Source organism: Streptomyces niger, from assembly GCF_000718305.1.
GTDB lineage: Bacteria > Actinomycetota > Actinomycetes > Streptomycetales > Streptomycetaceae > Streptomyces > Streptomyces niger.
In genome coordinates this window covers 62876-82679 of sequence record NZ_JOFQ01000014.1, presented here as the reverse complement: position 1 = coordinate 82679, position 19804 = coordinate 62876, and the positions used below count along the sequence as shown (strand labels likewise).

Genomic DNA, 19804 nt, shown 5'->3' with positions numbered 1-19804 from the left:
CGGGCGGTAGGGCGCACGCGGCGCGTGCGGCTCAGAACTGCGCCCGGACGTGCTCCCAGAAGCCGTCGCGCAGCACGCGCCGGAGGTCGGCGTACGGGCGCAGGGAGTGGCGCAGCAGGCCCTCGGCGGTGGTCAGCAGGTCCTGGTCGACGGCGCCCGGGAGGTACGGGTGGCCGGGCAGCAGGTCCGCCGTCCAGTCGCGGCCGCGGGAGGCCAGCCACTGGGCCGCGACCTGCGCGCCGACGAAGCGGACGTCCTCGCGGCTGGGCGCCGGACCGTCGTCCGCCGCGACCGCGACTCCGCCGTCGTGCACCGTGCGCTCGGTGACGTACGGCTTGCAGAACTCCAGGTCGAAGGTGCGCTGGCTGTCGACCTCCCAGAGCAGCGGCTCGGCCTGGTTCCGCCCGTCCACCGCCTCGATGCCCCACAGGTGCACCCGCGCGCCGTAGCCCTGCGCCGCCTCGACCGCGGAGACCAGGTCCTCGTCGCCGCCGATGAGGACGGCGTCGCTGATGGCGCGGTGCCGGGCGAGCGACTCCAGGTCGGAGCGGATCAGGGAGTCGACGCCCTTCTGCTGGTTGTTGGCGTTGAGGTTGCCGAGCCGCACCTTGACGTCGGGGAGCTCGGCGATGGACTGCTGCTCCAGGGTGTGGATGCGGCGGCGCGCGCCGTCGTACCAGTACACCCGCAGCAGCCGGCTGTCCGGGAAGACCGTGCGGGTCACCTCGATGAAGGAGTCGATGATCCCTTCGGCGTCCAGGTCGAAGGCGCGGCGGTCCTCCGTACCGGTCACCAGCCGGCCGGCCGCCGCGTACAGGTAGCCCGCGTCGACGAAGACCGCGTGCGTGGAGGGCGTCGTGGCGACCTCGGCCAGGACGCGGTTGAGCAGCTCGTTGGTGCGCTCGATGCCCGCCACGACAGCGGTGAGGTCGGTGGGGCCCGCGGGCCGGACGTCGTCGTTCATACCGGTTCGATTCTCCTGGCGGGTACGGGGGAGACACAACCGGCCGGGTGGCGAGGGGCGAGTGAACTTACCTGTGAGTAATTAGACACTCGAAAATTTTCCTTAGCGTAGGGAATTATTGCTCAGAGCACTTCGTTGTCCCCATTGGCACGCCTGACACCGATGACAGGCATCCACGCCACCCAGCAGTTCTCCTCAGGAGGATCAGACGAAGGGAGAAGCCCCTTATGCGCTTCGAGATCATGCGTCTTGACGACGTCAACGGCACCGCCGTGGACAGCACCGTCGTGGACGCCGCCTCCGTCAACCGGATCGTGCAGCAGGCCGCCGCAATCGGCCAGCGCATCTACATCCGCCCCGCCGATTCCGCGGCGGCCGCTTCGTAACGCGGTCCCCGGTCCCCCCGGCCGCCGGCTCACCGGCTCGCCGACAGCAGCGCCCCCGTACGGACGGTCCGTACGGGGGCGGCGCGCTTTCGGGCGCTCCGGGCGCCGGGGAAACGGGCGGCGCCGGCGGCTCAGGCGCCGTTGACCACCTGGGTCACCCCGTTGATGATCTGCTGCACGGCCAGCGCGGAGAGCATCATGCCGGCCAGCCGGGTCACCAGCACCACCCCGCCGTCCTTGATCACCCGGATGATCACCAGCGAGAAGCGCATCACCAGCCAGAGGACCACATGGATCGCGGCGATCGCCGCCCACACCGAGACCTGGCCCGTGACGCCGTCCGCGTGCTGCACCGCGAGGATCACCGACACGATCGCACCGGGCCCGGCCAGCAGCGGCATGCCCAGCGGCACCAGCGCCACGTTGACGTCCTTGGTCTGGGTCGGCGCCTCCGACTTCCCCGTCAGCAGGTCGAGCGCGATCAGCAGGAGCAGCAGCCCACCCGCGATCATCAGCGCGGGCGTGGAGATGTGCAGATAGGCCAGGATCTGGCGGCCGCAGACGCCGAAGACGGCGATGACGCCGAACGCGACGGCCGCCGCCTGCCAGGCCATCCGGCGCTGCATCTTGGCGGGACGGCCCGAGGTCAGGGCGAGGAAGATCGGGGTGATTCCGGGGGGATCCATAATCACGAAAAGGGTGAGAAAGAGGGATCCGAAGACGGAGAGGTCGAGCACGGTGAATGGCCTTGCGGTGGTACGGGAGCCGGCGCGCGGCACGCGCGGGCAGCGGAAAGAGAGCGGCGCGGAGCGCCGAAGGAGCCCCTACGGGGCGGGAAGGTGTGCGGCCGGACGGGCCGGATCAGCCGCCGGCGCCGGGGACGGGGAACGCGCCGGTCGCGCGGCGCACGATCTCCCCGTAGATCTCGGGGTCGGTGGTGTACTCGCCGAGCCGGCAGGTCTTACGGCTGCCGTGGTAGTCGCTGGAGCCGGTGGTGAGCACGCCGAGGTCGGCGGCCATCGCGCGCAGCCGGTCGCGGGTCGGCGCGTCGTGGTCCATGTGGTCGACCTCGATGCCGTCCAGCCCGGCGGCGGCCAGCTCGGCGATCGCGCTCTCGGGGACGCAGACGCCGCGCTTCAGGGCCAGCGGGTGCGCGAAGACGGTGACCCCGCCCGCGGCCTTGACCAGCCGGACCGCGTCAAAGGGGTCCAGCTCGTGCTTCTCGACGTACGCCCGGCCGTCGTTGGCCAGCCATTCGGAGGTGAAGGCGTCGGAGACGGTCGCCACGACGCCCAGCTCGACCATGGCGGTGGCGATGTGCGGGCGCCCGACGGCGCCGTCCCCGGCGATCCGTGCCACCTGCTCCCAGGTGACGGGCACGCCCAGCTCCTGGAGCTTGGCGACCATGCCCTGGGCGCGCGGGATGCGGTCGTCCCGTACGAGCTCCCGCTCGCGGGCGAGCTCCGGCTCGTCGGGGTCGAAGAGGTAGGCCAGCATGTGCAGGCTGATGCCGTCGCCGCTGCCGTCGCGCGCCGGCAGTCGGCAGGACAGCTCGGCACCGGTCACGAGGGTCAGCCCGGCCGGCAGCGCGGCCTTGGCCTCGGCGTGTCCGCCGACGGTGTCGTGGTCGGTGAGCGCGACGACGTCCAGGCCGGCGTCGGCGGCGTTGCGCACCAGTTCGGCCGGGGTGTCCGTGCCGTCGGACGCGGTGGAGTGGGTGTGCAGGTCGATACGCACGACACGGACTCCAGACACGGGCGGGACGGCGGACCGGGCAACGGCCGGACAGTGCACCGGACGACAGGGGACGTCCAAAGGATAACCGCCGCGCGGCCGATCACTCACGGGTCGCACGTGACACCGCTCTCAGTGCCGCACATCTCCGTGCCGCGGACGCCGGCCCGCCGGTTCGGGACAAGGCATGCCGGCCCGTCGGCTCAGGACAGACCGCACCGGACGCGTCGGCTCAGGACAGGATGCGCGGGGAGAGCGCGCCGCACGGCAGCAGGTCCACCTCGGCGCCCGCGTCCCGCAGGTCGGTGAGGACCAGCTCGTCGTACATCAGCATCCCGGACTGCTCGGGCCAGACGACCGCCCACAGCCACAGCCCGCGCGCCTCGCCCGCGAAGACCGCGCGGTCCTCGGGCACGCCTTCGACGTGCCACAACGGTGTCGGCCGGCCCGCGGCCATCACCTTGGCGGCCGGCGAGCGCTCCACTCGCATGCGCGGCCCGGGATCCGGTCCCTCGATGCCGGCGTACCGGGCGCCGAGGCCGACGCCGAGTTCCTCGGCGACCAGCACCAGCTCGCCCGGGCCGCCCAGCGGTCCGGGGCCCGAGCAGGCCACCGCGGTGGCCCGGCCGCCGCTGCGGTCGTCCCCTGCGCAGGCCACACCCGTGAACAGCCACCCCACCGGCAGCGGCCACGGCATCCACACCGGGACGCGCGCGCGGTTGACCACGACGGCCAGCGCTTCGACGCTCGGCGGCACGACCGGTTGCAGCGGGTGCACGGTGCCGTGCACGTCGCACTGCCAGGAGTCGGCAAAGAGACCGGGCGCGCGCACCCGGCCACCGCACTTCGGGCAACTGGGTTCGCCCCTCATAGGGCTCAACGGTCCTCCGTGGCCGCCCGCGCGTCAAGGACGATCACCCGTCCGGGGCGGCCCGTGCCGCTCCGTCATCTGCATGCCCCATGTATCGGCCGCCCACCCCGGCGGCCGGCGGGGAAGCGCCGCGGTGATCCGTCTGTCCTTCCCTACGTCTCGGCCCCGCTGTTCCTCGTGGACAGGGCCGACCGATCACATTCGAGCCATTGAGGCGCCGATATCACGCCAACTTCGTATCGTGGCGTTTCGATCTCTGTGCGTCAGTCCAAGGGGACGCCGCCGCGCAGCGGGTCCCGCAGGTCGGTGCCCTGCTGCAGCCAGCGCTCCTCCAGGGCCGCGGCGCCGTGCACCCGCTTCCAGGCCGCCTCGTTCGGCGTCATGGGCAGCAGCGGCAGGAACCGCACCGGCTCCATGGGGTCGTCCAGCTCCAGGTCCTCGACCAGCCCGCCGCCCTCGCTGACCAGTACCGAGGTGAAGGGGGCGCCCGGCCACAGCGGGTCGCCCACGTCCAGGGAGGCGCCGGGGGCCACGATGACGCCCTCGACCTGCGGGGAAGCGCCCAGCACGGCGAGCGGCCTGAGCACCTTGTCGGTGTCGGCGCGGCCGTTCCGCACGGTGAGGATCAGCTCCGCGCGGGGGCCGCGCAGGGGGTCCGCGAGAACCTCCGAGGGGTCGTTCATGGGGTGGGCCGACATGCCCAGCGTGACGTACCGCACCAGCTCGCCGTCGGCGTAGCGCAGCACTTCGATGCGGTCCGTACCGAGGAACGTCACCGCCGCGCGCGCGTCCGGCTCCCCCAGCGCCATCAGCAACCGGGCTTCGACCAGCTCAAGAACGTCAGACATGCGGCGAGCATACGGGCGGCACCGCGGCGGGCCGGCGGTCGCTTCCGCGGGACGCGGCTTCGTATGGAACGGGCAAAGCGGCGGCGCAGCGGGAACGTAACGGTTCAGTCGGCTGATAGCCTTGCCATCTGGTCAGCGAAAGACGTCGTCCCCCAGCAGGGACCGGCCGGAGGAGGTGGGACTGGCATGGATCCTAGTCGACCGTGCAGTACCGGCAGTTCTCCCGTCGTCCCGCTGATGATGCGACTCTCCTGATTCCGAGAGCTTCCGTACCCGGCCCTGTCCCGCCGAAACGCGTGAAGTCCCTTCGCACCCGCAGCTTCTGACGGAAGAACGCCTGCACCGCGCTTTTCCCTGTTCTTTCCGCACTGCGAACCGCCGTCAGTACCGACGCACGGAGTGCCGCCCGCTTTGCGGACGTACGGCCGAGGATGCCGCGTACGTCCACGTTCCGGGTTGCGCTACGCACCGCGCCCCGCGCCTGACGGCCGGCCCGTGAAGGAGCCTGCCATGTCGATGATCCGCGACCTGCGCGCCGCCGTCCGCCCCTCCCGGCGTCGCGGCGACTCCCCGTACGAGTACGAGACCACCCGCACCGCCGCCACCAACAGCGCCATCGTCGACTGCGGTGTCTACCGCGACGGACGCCGCGTCACGAAGCACATCTCCCCGGCCGAGGCCATCGCCGAGGTGCAGGAGAACGGCGGCTTCACCTGGATCGGCCTGCACGAGCCGAACGAGCGCGAGTTCGCCGGCATCGCCAAGGAGTTCGGGCTGCACCCGCTGGCCGTCGAGGACGCCGTCCACGCCCACCAGCGGCCCAAGCTGGAGCGGTACGACGACACCCTCTTCACCGTCTTCAAGACGATCCACTACGTCGAGCACGCCGAGCTGACCGCCACCAGCGAGGTCGTGGAGACCGGCGAGGTGATGTGCTTCACCGGCCGGGACTTCATCGTGACCGTCCGGCACGGCGGCCAGGGCTCGCTGCGCGCGCTGCGGCACCGCCTCCAGGACGACCCCGAGCTGCTCGGCAAGGGCCCCTCGGCCGTGCTGCACGCCATCGCCGACCAAGTCGTGGACGGCTACATCGCGGTCGCCGACGCGGTGCAGGACGACATCGACGAGGTGGAGATCGACGTCTTCAGCTCCGGCACCAACGGCAAGGCCCAGGGCGGCAAGGCCGGGGCCACCGCCAAGGGCGGCGACGCCGGGCGGATCTACCAGCTCAAGCGCGAGGTGCTGGAGTTCAAGCGGGCGGTCTCGCCGCTGCTGCGCCCGATGCAGCAGCTCAGCGAGCGGCCGATGCGGCTGGTCGACTCCGACATCCAGAAGTACTTCCGGGACGTCGCCGACCACCTGGCGCGCGTCAACGAGCAGGTGATCGGCTTCGACGACCTGCTGAACTCCATCCTGCAGGCCAACCTGGCGCAGGCGACCGTGGCGCAGAACGAGGACATGCGCAAGATCACCTCGTGGGCCGCGATCTTCGCGGTGCCGACGATGATCGCCGGGATCTACGGCATGAACTTCAAGTACATGCCCGAGCTGCACTGGAAGTTCGGCTACCCGGCCGTCCTGATGCTCACCGTCGTCATCTGCGTCGGCATCCACCGCGGCTTCAAGCGCAACGGCTGGCTGTAGCGGGCCGGGGCGGCGGCACGGTCCCGCCCGCCGGCTGACTAGGCTTACGGGCATGACGGAGACCGTGCCCCAGCCGCTGCTCGACCAGGCGCTCATCGAGGAGGCCACCAAGAAGTCCGGCCTCATCTGGGTCCAGGGCACCGAGGGCCCGTCCCGCGCGCTCTGGCACGTCTGGCACGACGGCGCCGCGTGCCTGGTCGGCGACGGCCCCCTGGAGCAGCCGCTGGCGGACCTCGGCCTCGCCGACGGCGCCACCGCCACGGTCACCGTCCGCAGCAAGGACAAGGGTGGCCGGCTGGTCGCCTGGACGGCCCGGGTCGCCGAGGTCGCGCCGCACAGCGAGCCCTGGGAGGCCGCCGTCGGCGAGCTGAAGGGCAAGCGGCTGAACGCGCCGGACGCGGACACCATGCCGGAGCGTTGGGCCCGCGAGTGCCGGGTGCTGCGGCTGACCCCGCACACCGAGGCCGGAGCGCCCGACGTGCGGACGGAGTTCGGCGAGGACGCGGGGGCCGCCCGGCCGCTGCCGTCCGCCGCCACCACCCGCGGGCCGCTCCCCGCCGCGCTGCCGAAGCTGCTTCGCCGGAGGCGGCGCGGCTGAGCCGCGGTCGCCGGGGGCGCGCCGCGCACCGGCGCTCGGTTTCCACGCAGCGGTCCCGGCGCCGCTTCGAGAGGTCCGCGCGCCGGCGCTTCAGTTCCCGCTGCCGAGGTTCTCCCCGTAGTCCACGACCTGGTTGTCGGCCGGGCGCTCCAGCGAGATGTGCGTGCCCCAGTCGGCGAAGCGGACCACGCCCGCGCCGCCGGCCCGCTGGAGGCGCAGCGGGTAGGGCTCGCCCTTGAGAGAGACGTCCAGCGTGCCGCCGTTGCCCTGCGCCGCCGCGATGCGGATCGTGCGGGTGCCGTCGAGCTCGCCGTGGGCGCCGCGGGAGAGGCTGCCGTGCAGCGAGAGCAGCGTCTCCAGCAGCGACTCCTTCTCGGTGAAGCCGCTGAACTGCTTGTACGTACGGTCCTCGGCGGGCACCTTCACGTACTTGCCGTCCAGCTTGGCGGCGGCCGCGTTGTCGCTCTTGCTCGGTGCCGCGTCCTTCTGATGTGCCCAGAAGTCGGCGTCGGCCTTCACCCACAGCGACCGGTCGATGCGCAGCAGGGAGAACTCGGTGTCCTTGGTGCCGACCGTGCCCTTGCCGCCGTTCTGCGCGAGCTGCATGTCCAGTTCGTAGGTGCTGCGGCCGCTGACGAGCTTGCCGGTGACGTGCACGCTGTTCGCGCTCTCCGCGGCGGCCACCGTCTTCTGCTGGATCTTGGCGGCGGACAGCTTGCCGACGCCGTTGGTGCCCGCGTCCGGGTCGTCCGAGCCCCCGCAGGCCGTCAGTGCCAGCGCCAGGCCCGCGCACGCCGTGACGGCGGTCGTCGCCCGGCCGGCGCGGCGGCGGACGGAGCGGGGCCGACGGCTGGTTCCTGACGAAGTAGCGGACACGGCTGCCTGCCTCCTGGTGCGCTGGTCGGTCGCGGGGTGCCTCGACGGCGTACGGCAGCGTACCGGTGCACCGCACGGCGTCCGGCGGAGAGGGCGGCGGACATCGATCGGACAGCCGTACGGTGGTGCCTGCCGGGGCACCCGTCACCTGGGCGCGCTAGCCTGAAGCCGACCCAAGCGCGATATCACCTGATTTATCGGGAGACGGCTGCCCTCGGTCCGCCGGTAGCCGGAGGAGAAGGAGCGGAGGCGCACGGCATGGCGGTGGTCACCCCCCGGGTGTTCGTCTCGCATCTCTCCGGCATCGCCGTGTTCGACCCCAATGGCGACCAGGTCGGCCGGGTGCGCGACCTCGTGGCCGTACTGCGGGTGGGCGGCCGGCCACCGCGGCTGCTGGGGCTGGTCGTCGAGGTGATCAGCCGGCGCCGGATCTTCCTGCCGATGACCCGGGTGACGGGCGTGGAGTCCGGCCAGGTCATCACGACCGGCGTGGTGAACATGCGCCGCTTCGAGCAGCGCGCCTCGGAGACCCTCGTTCTCGGCGAGCTGCTGGACCGCCGGGTACGCATCGTGGAGACCGGTGAGGACGCCACCGTCCTGGACATCGGCATCACCCAACTGCCGGCCCGCCGGGACTGGGAGATCGAGAAGGTCTTCGTACGGAAGGGGAAGGGCGGTGCCCTGCGTCGCCGCGGAGAAACGTTGACCCTCGACTGGTCGCAGGTCACCGGCTTCTCCCTGGAGGAGCACGGGCAGGGCGCCGAGAGCCTGCTCGCCACGTTCGAGCAGCTGCACCCCGCCGACCTCGCGAGCGTCCTGCACCACCTCAATCCCAAGCGCCGCGTCGAGGTGGCCGCCGCGCTGGACGACGACCGCCTCGCCGACGTCCTGGAGGAGCTGCCGGAGGACGACCAGGTCGAGATCCTCGGCAAGCTGAAGGACGAGCGGGCCGCCGACGTCCTGGAGGCCATGGACCCCGACGACGCCGCCGACCTGCTCTCCGAGCTCCCGGAGGACGAGAAGGAGCGGCTGCTGACGCTGATGCAGCCCGGCGACGCGGCCGACGTGCGGCGCCTGATGTCGTACGAGGAGCGCACGGCGGGCGGCCTGATGACCACCGAGCCGATCGTGCTGAGCCCGGACGCCACGGTCGCCGACGCGCTCGCCCGGGTGCGCGACCCCGACCTCTCCCCCGCGCTCGCCGCCCAGGTGTACGTCTGCCGGCCGCCGGACCAGACGCCGACCGGAAAGTACCTCGGCGTGGCCCACTTCCAGCGGCTGCTGCGGGACCCGCCCTTCACCCTCGTGGGCGCGGTGGTGGAGAGCGATCTGCCGCCGCTGCCGCCGGACACCCCGCTGCCCGCCGTGACCAGCTACCTGGCCACGTACAACATGGTCGCGGCGCCCGTCGTGGACGAGAGCGGGTCGCTGCTGGGCGCGGTGACCGTCGACGACGTCCTGGACCACCTGCTGCCCGAGGACTGGCGCGAGACGGACCTGCACGGCGCGCCCGGCGTGGACGCCACCGACCACATCGGCGGGCACGACGAGCGGGCGAACGGACACGGGCGCGACCGCGCGGACGAGCACGGGCGCGACCGGGCGAACGGACACTCCGGCGGCGCTTCGGGGAGCAGCGCCACCGGCACCGCGGGTGGGGGTGCGCATGGGCGTGGATGAGCGGGAGAGCACCAAGGAGCGGGCGCGGGCCGCCGCGGTCTCCGGCGAGCGGTCCCGGGTCCGGCTGGACGTGCCGCGCGCGCCGCGCCGCAGCCTGCTGCCGGAGTACGACCCGGAAGCGTTCGGGCGACTGTCGGAGAAGATCGCCCGCTTCCTGGGCACCGGCCGGTTCATCGTCTGGATGACCGTCCTGATCATCGTCTGGGTCGGCTGGAACGTCACGGCGCCCGCGCCGCTCCGCTTCGACGAGTACCCCTTCATCTTCCTGACCCTCGCGCTGTCCCTGCAGGCGTCGTACGCCGCGCCGCTGATCCTGCTCGCGCAGAACCGGCAGGACGACCGGGACCGGGTCAGCCGCGAACAGGACCGCAAGCAGAACGAGCGGTCGATCGCCGACACGGAGTACCTGACCCGTGAGGTCGCGGCGCTCCGCCTCGGTCTCGGCGAGGTCGCCACCCGCGACTGGATCCGCTCCGAACTCCAGGACATGCTCAAGGAGCTGGAGGAACGGCGGGACGCCGAGTACGAGGACGGCGAGTACGAGGAACGGCCGTCCCGCCGCCGTCACCGGGAGTGACGCACACGACGGCGGACGGCCCTTTCCGGAGGCCCCCACCGGCTGCCACCCGTCGCCCGACCACCACCCCTTTGGGACGCGCTTCACGCGGCCGTACTATGCAGTACATGGCTACCGACACGCCCACGACGGCCGTTCCGAGCGAGGACGCGATCCGCGATGCGCTCGCGACGGTGAACGACCCCGAGATCCATCGCCCCATCACCGAGCTGGGGATGGTCAAGTCCGTGGACATCGCGGCCGACGGCGCCGTGTCGGTCGTGGTCTACCTCACCGTCTCCGGCTGCCCGATGCGCGAGACGATCACCAGTAACGTGCGCGACGCGGTCGCCGGGGTCGAGGGCGTCACCAGCGTCGCCGTCGACCTGGACGTGATGAGCGACGAGCAGCGCAAGGAGCTGGCCGCGGCGCTGCGCGGCGGCACCGCCGAGCGCGAGGTGCCGTTCGCCCAGCCCGGCTCGCTGACCCGCGTGTACGCGGTCGCCTCCGGCAAGGGCGGCGTCGGCAAGTCCTCGGTGACGGTGAACCTCGCCGCGGCGATGGCCGCCGACGGGCTGAAGGTCGGCGTCGTGGACGCGGACATCTACGGCCACAGCGTGCCGCGCATGCTGGGCGCCGAGGGCCGCCCCACCCAGGTCGAGAACATGATCATGCCGCCGTCGGCGAACGGCGTGAAGGTCATCTCGATCGGCATGTTCACCCCGGGCAACGCGCCGGTCGTCTGGCGCGGCCCGATGCTGCACCGCGCGCTCCAGCAGTTCCTCGCCGACGTGTACTGGGGCGACCTGGACGTCCTGCTGCTCGACCTGCCCCCGGGCACCGGCGACATCGCGATCTCCGTCGCCCAGCTGGTGCCGAACGCCGAGATCCTGGTGGTCACCACCCCGCAGCAGGCCGCCGCCGAGGTCGCCGAGCGGGCCGGCTCCATCGCCGTGCAGACCCACCAGAAGATCGTCGGCGTGGTCGAGAACATGGCAGGCCTGGAGCTGCCGACCGGCGAGGTCGTCGACGTCTTCGGCACGGGCGGCGGCCAGCAGGTCGCCGAGGGCCTCACGAAGACGACCGGTACGCAGGTGCCGGTGCTCGGCTCGATCCCGATCGACGTCCGGCTGCGGGAGGGCGGCGACGCGGGCAACCCGGTCGTGCTCACCGACCCGGAATCGGGCGCGGGCGCGGCGATCCGCGCGATCGCCGGCAAGCTGGGCGGCCGCCAGCGCGGCCTGTCGGGCATGTCCCTGGGAATCACCCCACGCAACAAGTTCTGAGCGCTCACCGGGGCATCCCCGGGCGTCACGAGGGGCGGACCGCCGGGTCCGCCCCTTCGTCGTGCGCGGCCTCGGCGCTTGTGCGCGGCTTCGGCGCTTGTGTGCGGTCTTGGCGCTCGCGCGCGGCCTTCGTGCGCGCTGTGAGGTCGGCGCCTCGGGCTGCGAGCTGCGGGCGCTCAGCCCTCGTACGCGCTGAGGTCCTTGATGACGGCGAAGCCGAGGCCGTAGGCGCTCATGCCGCGCCCGTACGCGCCGATGTGCACGCCGTCCGCGCCGTCGCCCGTCGACCCGGCGAGCACCCAGCCGTACTCCGATTCGCGGTAGTGGAACGGCGTCGGCACGCCGTCCACCGGAAGCGTGAGCTCCGACCAGGCCTCACCGGTCAGGTCGTCCGCCAGCTCCCACGCGAGCATGGTCTGCTGTTCCAGCCAGTCCTGCCGCAGCGCCCGCTCCATCTGCACCGGCCAGGTGCAGTTCAGCAGCCCCGAACCGGCCAGCCAGGCCGCCGAGGAGACCGAGGTGGCTTCCAGGACGCCCGTGCCGTCCTCGCTGCGCCGTACGGGGCGGCAGGGCACCGTGACCACCACCGTGAAGCGCTCGGCGTCGGGCACCGTCTCCACCCGAATGGTGGGCTCCTCGCCGTGCGCGAGCGAACCGTGTTCGACCGTGCCTTGGGGGGTGACGCCGGCGTGCATCAGCCGGCGCGGGCCCGTGAAGGCCTCGTCCAGGCCGTACCACGGGAAATCGGCCATCAGATAGCCGTCGACCTTCTCCCCGGCGTCAGCGGACACCGCGTGTACGCCGGCCCGACTCTTCGTCTCCATCTGCGCGGAGCCTCCTCGTTGCCCTGCGTCGTGGGCGGCCCGCCCCCCTCAGGCGACCTCACCCCGGACACCGGGAGCATAGCCATACGAGTCAACACAGCCGGACATACGGGCGTATCAGGTGGCGTCGGCGTCGAACGGCGGACGGTCGTCGGAGGCGGGGGTTTCGCGCTTGGTCAGCCGGTCGGACGTGCCGCCCCCGGCAGCCGGCGACTCCTTGGAAAGGCTGTGGCGGACGCTGCCGCCCGCGTCGCTCCCGTTACCCCGGACGGCCTCGGTGACCTCGGCCATCTCCTGCTTCACGTCGAAGCCGTTACGGATCTCCTGGAGGCCGTACTCCTCCTTCTCCAGGACGTGCTTCCGTACGAAATTCTTCGGGTTCAGGTCCTCGAACTCGAAGTCCTTGAACTCGGGGCCGAGCTCGGAACGGATGTCCTCCTTGGCGCTGTCGGAGAACTGCCGCACCTTGCGGATGAATCCCGTCACATCCTGGATGACCTTGGGCAGCTTGTCGGGGCCGAAGATGAGGATGGCCAGGATCACGAGCGCCACCAGCTCTAGGGGTCCTATGTCGAAGAACACCTTGCAGCTCCTTGATCCGTCCGTGGCCTGCCCTACGGCTCCTGCGGCCTGCCGGCCCAGGCCGCCTCTCACGGTACCTGGCCCCGACCGTCCAACGGGAGTCACCCGCCCCAACACCGTGCAAACGGTCGTGTCGTCGACAGCGTGCCCGTGACGGTGCGCGAGCACCGGAACACACGCCGAGAGGGCCCGCGGGCCACCTGATACCGATCGGCCCGCAGGACTGCCGGGCGCCGGTCCGCACCGGTCGGCCCCGCAGGACTGCCGGGTACCGGTCCGCACCGGTCGGCCCCGCAGGACTGCCGGGTGCCGGTCCGTATCGGTCCGCCGCCCACCGAGCCCGTCACTTCCGGTCAGATTCGCGCAACGAGGGTTCACGGACGATTCACGGCGATCCCCCGGTCAGGTCAGTTCTGGTCCGTGGACGAGCCGAGGGTGATCGCGACCGTGCGCGGGTGGCCGTCCCGCTCCACCCGGAGCTTCAGCCGGTCCCCGGGACGGTGGCTGCGGATCTTGACGATCAGCTCCTCGCCGCTGTGCACCGCGCCGCCGTCCACCTCGGTGATCAGATCGCCCGCCTTGATCCCGGCCCGCGCGCCCGGCCCGCCCGGCGTGACCGCGGCGCCGCCGCCCCGGCTCTTGGGGCTGACCCGCGCGCCGTCGCCGGTGTACCCCATGTCCAGCGTCACGCCGATCACGGGATGCGTCGCCCGGCCGGTGTTGATCAGCTCCTCGGCGACGCGCTTGCCCTGGTTGATCGGTATCGCGAAGCCCAGCCCTATGCTGCCGCCCTGCTCGCCACCGAGGTTGTCGCCGTTGCCGGCCGCGCGGATGGCGCTGTTGATGCCGATGACGTGCGCCCGGCCGTCGACCAGCGGGCCGCCGGAGTTACCGGGGTTGATCGGCGCGTCCGTCTGCAGCGCGTCCACGTAGCTGACGTCGCTGCCGTCGCCGCTCTCGCCGCCCGCGGTGATCGGGCGCTGCTTGGCGCTGATGATCCCCGAGGTCACGGTGTTGGCGAGGTCGAAGGGCGCGCCGATCGCCACGACGGGGTCGCCGACCTGTACGTCGTCGGAGTTGCCGAGGGTGAGCGGCTTCAGATCGCCGGCGCCGTCGACCTTGACCACGGCGAGGTCGTAGCCGCTGTCCCGGCCCACGACCCGGCCGGTGGCGGATCGGCCGCCGCTGAACGTGACGGTGATCTCGCCCTCGCCCCCGCCGGCCTCGACGACGTGATTGTTGGTGAGCAGGTGGCCGCGGCGGTCCAGTACGAAGCCGGTGCCGGTGCCCTCCTCGCCGCCGCCGCGCACGTGCAGGGTCACGACGCCGGGGAGCGCGCTGCGCGCGATGCCGGCCACGCTGTCGGGGGCGCGGCCGGTGTCCTCACTGGAGACCTGCGGCAGCCGGACGTCGCCGACGCCGCCGCTGCGCTCGATGTACGCGCCGACGCCGCCGCCCACGCCGCCCGCGATCAGTGCGAGCACGATCGCACCGGCGACGATCCGCCCGCGCCCGCGCTTGCGCTCCACGGGCGCCGGCACACCGGCCCCGTCCCGCGCCGCCCACGGGTCGTACCGCTCCCACGGCCCCCCACCGGTCGCTCCCCCGGGGAACTCGGCGCACGGCACCTGTCCTTGCGGACCGGCCTGCGGATGCGGCTGCACCCCGGCCACCGGAAACTGCGGCTGCGGATGAGGCCGGGGCTGGGACGCGCCGTGCGGCTGCACCCCGGCCTGCGCGTGGGGTCCGGCCTGCGCGTGCGGCTGCGGCGCGCCCTGGCCCTGCGGTTGCGGTCCGGTGTGCGGCTGGGGCCCACCCTCCGGGTACGGCTGGGGCTGCGGCCCGGCCTGGGGGTGGGACTGCGGCTGGGGCTGGGGCTGCGGCCCGGCCTGGGAATGCGGTTGCTGCTGTGCGGCCTGCGGATGGGGCTGCGGCCCGGCTTGCCCGTGGGGCCCCGCCTGCGCGTGGGGTCCGGCCTGCGCGTGCGGCTGTGGCGCGCTCCCGCCTGCCCCTGGCTGCGTCGGCATCGGGGGCGTACCGGGGGCCGGGGGCGTGGATCCCGGGTACGACTGCGGGGCGGCGGGCGGGACGCTCTGCGCCGGCTGGGGCGAGACCGTGACGCCGTGGGGCGGTGTCGGGACCGGGCGCTGCACGGGCGGTGCCGGCGCCCACGGGCCGGGGCCGCCGTACGGCGGGGTGCCGTACGGATCCTCTGGATGCAGCGGCCGCGCGGGCCGATCCTGCTCCGGAGCCGCCGCCGAGCCATCCGCCGCGGCCGTTCCGTCGTCCGCCTCCGGCACGGGAGCCGGTGTCGGCGTCAGTGCCGGTGTCGACACCGGCGTCGATACCGAAGTCTCTTCCGGGGTGGGTTCCGTCGCCCGTTGCCGGGTCGGCCCGGATCCCGGTGCCGGCACCGGCCGTCCCTCCGTGTCCTGGCCGGAACGGTTCTCGTGGTGGGGCCCGGAGGCCGTGCCCTCGTTCATGTTCTCCCCACAATTCGCCCGCGTGCGGGGCCGCGCGCCCCCCTGGGTGCGCTGGTGGCGCGAAGCGCGGCCCACCGGCGATTCAACCAGGTTCAGGACCGCCGCGTGCAGAGCCCGTCGGCTGCCGGGCCCTGGTGGCGGCGGGGCCCACCGTCGAACTGACGGCGGGTCAGGGAGCGGCGGAGGCGCTGTGCGTCAACAGCGGCCGCTTCGGCTCCAGCGGGGGCGCCGGCAGCGCCGGGTAGGTCGTGGCCGGCGCGGACGGCGGGGCGAGCGCCGAGGGCAGCGGCCCACGGCCACCGGACGGGGCCGAGCCGCCCGTGCTGCCGCCGGTGCCGGCCGTTGCGCCGGAGACCCCGTAGGACGCGCCCGCCGACGTGCCGGAAGCGGCACCCGTGCCCGCCGCCGTGTCCAGCCCGGAGGCCGGACCGCTGCCGGCGACGCCGGGACGGGCGGCCGCGAGCGGGCCCAGCCGCGCACTGCCGTCGCCGGTCAGAGGGCCGGCGTACCGCACCGGAAGAGACGCGGCCGCGGGGTAGAACTCGACGGACCCGGCGGCCGGCGTCGCCCGGCCCTGCAGGACGCCGAGCAGGGCGTCCCGGTCGCGCGAGCCACGCGCCGCCGCCGGTCGCTGCTGACGTCCGACGGCGCTGCCCGCCTGGGCGGCCGGGGAGGCCGCCAGGGGGGTGTTCGCGCCCTCGCCGCGCCCCGAAGCCGTGTCGACCGCTGCCTCCAGCGGCAGCGCGCCGCTCAGCGCGAAGGCCGCCAAGGAGACGGCGCCCGCCGCGGCGAACGCGAAGCGGCGCCGCGGCGATCCGCCGGGAGCCGTACCGGTCGAGCCGGCTGCCGCGGCGGCGGGCCGCTCGCCGGCACGCTCAGGTATCCGGAAACCACGCCCGCCCGGCTCCGGAAGCAGCCCGGGGGCCGCATGCGCGTCCGAGGACGGGGCGTACGTGAACGACATGCCGCCGCGGCCGAAGCCGCCGCCGTCCAGGCCGCCACGGCCGAAGGAACCACGCCCGAGACCACCCTCACCGAGCCGGCCCGCGGGCGCGCCGGGATCCCCCCCGGGCAGCCCCTGCAGACGGGCGAGCAACCCGTCCGAGGGCCCGGGCGGAGCCATCTCGGCGAAGACGTTCTTCAGTTCCCGCTGGGCGTCGGCCTCGGCTTTGCACCTGCCGCAGGTCGCGAGGTGGGCGAGCACGCGCTCACGCTGATCGTGCCCGAGCTCCCCGTCGACCAGAGCCGCAAGGCGGTCGCCGAGATGCTGCTCAGCGGGGGACTGACCGCCGCTACCGCTCACGCGATTCCGACCTCCCCTGTCGCCAGGGGCGCGAAGGCGCGCTGCCGGCGCTCGCGCTCCCGCTCCTCGGCGCGCGCCGCCGGGGAGCGGTGCTTGAGCGCCTTGCGCAGGTGGGAACGGCCTCGGTGGATCCGGCTGCGGACCGTGCCGAGCTTCACGCCCAGGGTCGCGGCGATCTCTTCGTACGACAGGCCCTCGATGTCGCAGAGGACGACGGCGGCGCGGAACTCCGGCGCCAGGGTGTCCAGCGCCTGCTGCACGTCGGCGTCGAAGTGGGTGTCGTTGAAGTGCTGCTGCGGCGACGGCTCGCGGCTGGGCAGCCGCTCGGCGGCGTCGTCGCCCAGCGCGTCGAAGCGGATCCGCTGCCGACGGCGGACCATGTCCAGGAAGAGGTTGGTGGTGATGCGGTGCAGCCAGCCCTCGAACGTACCGGGGGTGTACGTCGAGAGCGAACGGAAGACGCGGACGAAGACCTCCTGGGTGAGGTCCTCGGCATCGTGCTGGTTTCCCGTCAAGCGGTAGGCGAGACGGTAGACACGAGCGCTGTGGGTGCTGACGATCTCCTCCCAGCTGGGCGGAGTCCACGCCTGCGATTCCGCATCGGCGGCGAAGGTCGCGGTGGGTGCGGAGTCGTTCGCGCGGGCACGGTCAGCATTGTTGGTCACGGATTTCGGCTCGCCGGCCGACCTTCGAAAACGCCGCAGCGTTCTTCGGTCACCGGCCGCAGCCGCACCTCCCCTGGTGGCTCTGGTGGTGTCCAGTAGAGCCCCTACCATATCCACCTCACCCGTTAGCTCCGGATAAGCAGTTTTGACCTGCTTTTGGTCTGGCTTGCGGTTCTCTTCCGTCTTCACCTGCGCATCCCCCCTGTTTCTCTCTAACGCCCGGTCCCATCTGCGGGTTCCCGCACTCAGCGGATACAGTCACGGTTGCGTCAACTACGGGGACAGGAGAGGGCCATTACCGGCAACCGGCAGACGAGCTTGGCATTCGCCGAGGCCTACGGCGCCGGGACCATCGACGACACGGCCGACGCCGCCCTGCACTGGTCCCGCGACCGGGCCCGGGAAGCCGGCATCCGCACGGTCTCGACCGGCACCGGATCGGCCCTCAGCCTGCTCGCCGCCACCGCTGACGCCAAGGCCGTCGCGGAGATCGGCACCGGTACCGGCGTCTCCGGCATCTACCTCCTGCACGGCATGCGCCCCGACGGCGTGCTGACCACCGTCGACCTGGAGCCGGAGCGGCAGCAGTTCGCCCGGCAGGCGTTCCGTGCCGCCGGCTTCGCCGGCAACCGCGCCCGCTTCATCCCCGGCGGCGCCCTGGACGTCCTCCCCCGGCTCGCCGACGGCGGCTATGACCTGGTCTTCTGCGACGGCGACCGGATGGAGTACGCCGACTATCTCGCTGAATCGTTGCGCCTGCTGCGCCCCGGCGGAGTGGTCTGCTTCGAGGGCGTCTTCGCCGACGGCCGGACCGTCGACTCCGGCGAGCAGCCTGCGGAAATACAGCGGCTGCGGGAGCTGCTGCGGTCCATCCGCGAGAGCACGCACCTGGTCCCGTCGCTGCTGCCGGTGGGCGACGGCCTGCTCTGCGCGGTCAAGCGCGCCTGAGGGGACGTCGGCGGGGCCCGCCCTCTTCCGGGTGAGCAGGGGTGCGTAGGGTGCGACGAGCGAGAGCGCGTACGCCGGGGCTGAGGTCCCGTACGTCCACCCACGTACACACGAACGCGTATTTCCGGAATCCGGCACTACGCCGGGGGTACGACTCGGCCCCGGGAGCCGGTGCGTAGTGGATACGCGCCGTCCGCCGGGGCCGGACAGATCGAGAGGCTCGGCCGCGTCAGACGCAGACCTTGTCCAGAGCCTCGCCGAGAGCCTTGGCTTCGTCGGGAGTCAGCTCGACGACGAGCCGACCGCCGCCTTCGAGCGGAACGCGCATGACGATGCCCCGCCCCTCCTTGGTCACCTCGAGCGGGCCGTCGCCCGTCCGCGGCTTCATGGCCGCCATGCTCGTTCCCCTTCCTGAAACCAGCTCATCGTCAGCCGACGGCCCTCTGGAGAGGGGCACGCGTCACCGGCATCGAACACATTGCTTCCATGTCATTATCCCGCATCGCAGGACCCGATGACCAACATCAGCGAGCATCCCTTCGGCAACGTACATTCGCAAAACCACCCAATTCGGGGAGTCACCTGCGATACTGCGCCACCGGCCGTTGCCCGGCACGCCACCATTCTTTGATGTACGTCACACGACAGCACGGATGATCTCCGGCATCCTGATCGCCGGCTGCACTTCTCCCGCAGCCCGAGCCGCGACGGAGGGGATCCCACCACCATGGCCGACACCGTGCTCCACGACGTCACCGACGGCGTTGCCACGATCACGCTCAACCGACCCGATGCCATGAACGCGCTCGACACGGAGACCAAGGTCGCCCTCCGTGACGCCGCGCGCGAGGCCGCCGCCGACCCCGCCGTACGCGCCGTGCTGCTGACCGCCACGGGCCGCGCCTTCTGCGTCGGACAGGACCTCAAGGAGCACATCGGTTCGCTGGAGAGGGACCGGGCGAGCGGTGCGGGCGCCACGATGAGCACGGTGCGCGAGCACTACAACCCGATCGTCGAGGCGCTGACCGGCATGGCGAAGCCGGTCGTCGCGGCCGTGAACGGGGTCGCCGCCGGGGCCGGCGCCGGCTTCGCGATGGCGGCGGACTACCGCCTCGTCGCCGACACCGCCTCCTTCAACACGTCCTTCGCGGGCGTCGCGCTGACCGCCGACTCCGGCATGTCCTGGACGCTGCCCCGCCTGATCGGCCACGGCCGCGCCGCCGACCTGCTGCTCTTCCCCCGCAGCATCAGCGCCCAGGAGGCGTACGAGCTGGGCATCGCGAACAAGGTCGTACCGGCCGCCGAACTGGCCTCGGAGGCCCGGGCGCTCGCGCTGCGGCTGGCGCAGGGGCCGACCGCCGCGTACGCCGCGATCAAGGAGTCGCTGGCCTACGGCACCGACCACTCGCTGACCGAGACGCTCGCCAAGGAGGACGAGCTGCAGACGCGGGCCGGCGCGTCGGAAGACCACATGATCGCGGTGGAGGCGTTCGTGAAGAAGGAGAAGCCGAGGTTCGTCGGGCGGTGAGTCGTGGCGCGGGACCGGTCCGGTCCCG

General features: G+C 72.5%; 20 protein-coding genes. 8 read left to right on the top strand and 12 right to left on the bottom strand.

Annotation, left to right across the window (positions count from 1 at the left end):
* Positions 1-31: 31 nt before the first annotated feature.
* A complete protein-coding gene (locus IF20_RS25700) occupies positions 32-964 on the bottom strand; it encodes an NYN domain-containing protein (RefSeq protein WP_052867703.1) in 933 nt (310 codons plus the stop codon).
* 227 nt (positions 965-1191) lie between these two features.
* Between IF20_RS25700 and IF20_RS39330 the strand changes: the two genes are divergently transcribed.
* Positions 1192-1350, top strand: coding sequence for a hypothetical protein (locus IF20_RS39330; RefSeq protein ID WP_181138532.1), 159 nt, complete (start codon positions 1192-1194; stop codon positions 1348-1350).
* A gap of 131 nt (positions 1351-1481) precedes the next feature.
* On the opposite strand, the gene IF20_RS25695 is transcribed toward IF20_RS39330, so the two are convergent.
* From IF20_RS25695 to IF20_RS25680, 4 genes are all read right to left on the bottom strand, one after another.
* The gene (locus IF20_RS25695) at positions 1482-2087 is read right to left on the bottom strand and encodes a MarC family protein (protein ID WP_052867702.1); all 606 of its coding nucleotides are present in this window, start codon (positions 2085-2087) and stop codon (positions 1482-1484) included.
* A 124-nt stretch (positions 2088-2211) separates the two neighbouring features.
* Positions 2212-3087: a PHP domain-containing protein gene (locus IF20_RS25690; RefSeq protein ID WP_052867701.1), complete on the bottom strand. Its 876-nt coding sequence runs from the start codon at positions 3085-3087 to the stop codon at positions 2212-2214.
* Positions 3088-3316: 229 nt separating this feature from the next.
* Positions 3317-3955 (bottom strand): DUF6758 family protein, encoded by a 639-nt coding sequence (locus IF20_RS25685; protein WP_052867700.1) that lies wholly within the window; start codon positions 3953-3955, stop codon positions 3317-3319.
* Positions 3956-4218: 263 nt separating this feature from the next.
* Positions 4219-4803, bottom strand: coding sequence for a suppressor of fused domain protein (locus IF20_RS25680; RefSeq protein WP_052867699.1), 585 nt, complete (start codon positions 4801-4803; stop codon positions 4219-4221).
* Between the two features lie 510 nt (positions 4804-5313).
* On the opposite strand from IF20_RS25680, the gene IF20_RS25675 reads away from it, so the two are divergent.
* Positions 5314-6447, top strand: a complete 1134-nt coding sequence (locus IF20_RS25675) for a magnesium and cobalt transport protein CorA (protein WP_052867698.1) — start codon at positions 5314-5316, stop codon at positions 6445-6447.
* A 52-nt stretch (positions 6448-6499) separates the two neighbouring features.
* Entirely contained in the window at positions 6500-7045 is a 546-nt protein-coding gene (locus IF20_RS25670) for a hypothetical protein (RefSeq protein ID WP_052867697.1), read from the top strand.
* A 90-nt stretch (positions 7046-7135) separates the two neighbouring features.
* On the opposite strand, the gene IF20_RS25665 is transcribed toward IF20_RS25670, so the two are convergent.
* Positions 7136-7921, bottom strand: a complete 786-nt coding sequence (locus tag IF20_RS25665) for a hypothetical protein (protein ID WP_052867696.1) — start codon at positions 7919-7921, stop codon at positions 7136-7138.
* Between the two features lie 258 nt (positions 7922-8179).
* Here IF20_RS25665 and IF20_RS25660 point away from each other — a divergent pair, with 258 nt between their 5' ends.
* From IF20_RS25660 to IF20_RS25650, 3 genes are all read left to right on the top strand, one after another.
* Entirely contained in the window at positions 8180-9601 is a 1422-nt protein-coding gene (locus IF20_RS25660; RefSeq protein WP_110944542.1) for a magnesium transporter MgtE N-terminal domain-containing protein, read from the top strand.
* Complete coding sequence (locus tag IF20_RS25655) at positions 9588-10178, top strand: DUF1003 domain-containing protein (protein ID WP_052867695.1); 591 nt, start codon at positions 9588-9590, stop codon at positions 10176-10178. The genes IF20_RS25660 and IF20_RS25655 overlap by 14 nt, the downstream gene beginning before the upstream one ends.
* A gap of 107 nt (positions 10179-10285) precedes the next feature.
* Positions 10286-11443 carry an Mrp/NBP35 family ATP-binding protein gene (locus IF20_RS25650; protein ID WP_052867829.1) on the top strand — a complete coding sequence of 386 codons (1158 nt, stop codon included), beginning with the start codon at positions 10286-10288 and terminating at the stop codon, positions 11441-11443.
* Positions 11444-11619: 176 nt separating this feature from the next.
* Here the strand turns inward: IF20_RS25650 and IF20_RS25645 are convergent, their stop codons facing one another.
* From IF20_RS25645 to sigE, 5 genes are all read right to left on the bottom strand, one after another.
* On the bottom strand, positions 11620-12267 hold the full coding sequence (locus tag IF20_RS25645; protein ID WP_052867694.1) for a hypothetical protein: 648 nt from the start codon (positions 12265-12267) through the stop codon (positions 11620-11622).
* 117 nt (positions 12268-12384) lie between these two features.
* Complete coding sequence (locus tag IF20_RS25640) at positions 12385-12849, bottom strand: sec-independent translocase (protein WP_052867693.1); 465 nt, start codon at positions 12847-12849, stop codon at positions 12385-12387.
* Positions 12850-13256: 407 nt separating this feature from the next.
* On the bottom strand, positions 13257-15332 hold the full coding sequence (locus IF20_RS38165; RefSeq protein ID WP_110944541.1) for a trypsin-like peptidase domain-containing protein: 2076 nt from the start codon (positions 15330-15332) through the stop codon (positions 13257-13259).
* A gap of 169 nt (positions 15333-15501) precedes the next feature.
* Positions 15502-16635, bottom strand: coding sequence for a zf-HC2 domain-containing protein (locus IF20_RS25630; RefSeq protein WP_052867692.1), 1134 nt, complete (start codon positions 16633-16635; stop codon positions 15502-15504).
* On the bottom strand, positions 16632-17411 hold the full coding sequence (gene sigE, locus IF20_RS25625; protein ID WP_234426825.1) for an RNA polymerase sigma factor SigE: 780 nt from the start codon (positions 17409-17411) through the stop codon (positions 16632-16634). Before sigE ends, IF20_RS25630 begins: the two co-directional genes overlap by 4 nt.
* Positions 17412-17564: 153 nt before the next feature.
* On the opposite strand from sigE, the gene IF20_RS25620 reads away from it, so the two are divergent.
* Positions 17565-18248, top strand: a complete 684-nt coding sequence (locus IF20_RS25620) for an O-methyltransferase (protein WP_052867690.1) — start codon at positions 17565-17567, stop codon at positions 18246-18248.
* A 229-nt stretch (positions 18249-18477) separates the two neighbouring features.
* Here the strand turns inward: IF20_RS25620 and IF20_RS38160 are convergent, their stop codons facing one another.
* Entirely contained in the window at positions 18478-18645 is a 168-nt protein-coding gene (locus IF20_RS38160; RefSeq protein WP_107054016.1) for a DUF3117 domain-containing protein, read from the bottom strand.
* A gap of 330 nt (positions 18646-18975) precedes the next feature.
* On the opposite strand from IF20_RS38160, the gene chcB reads away from it, so the two are divergent.
* Positions 18976-19776: a 2-cyclohexenylcarbonyl CoA isomerase gene (gene chcB / locus IF20_RS25615; RefSeq protein ID WP_052867689.1), complete on the top strand. Its 801-nt coding sequence runs from the start codon at positions 18976-18978 to the stop codon at positions 19774-19776.
* Positions 19777-19804 lie beyond the last annotated feature (28 nt).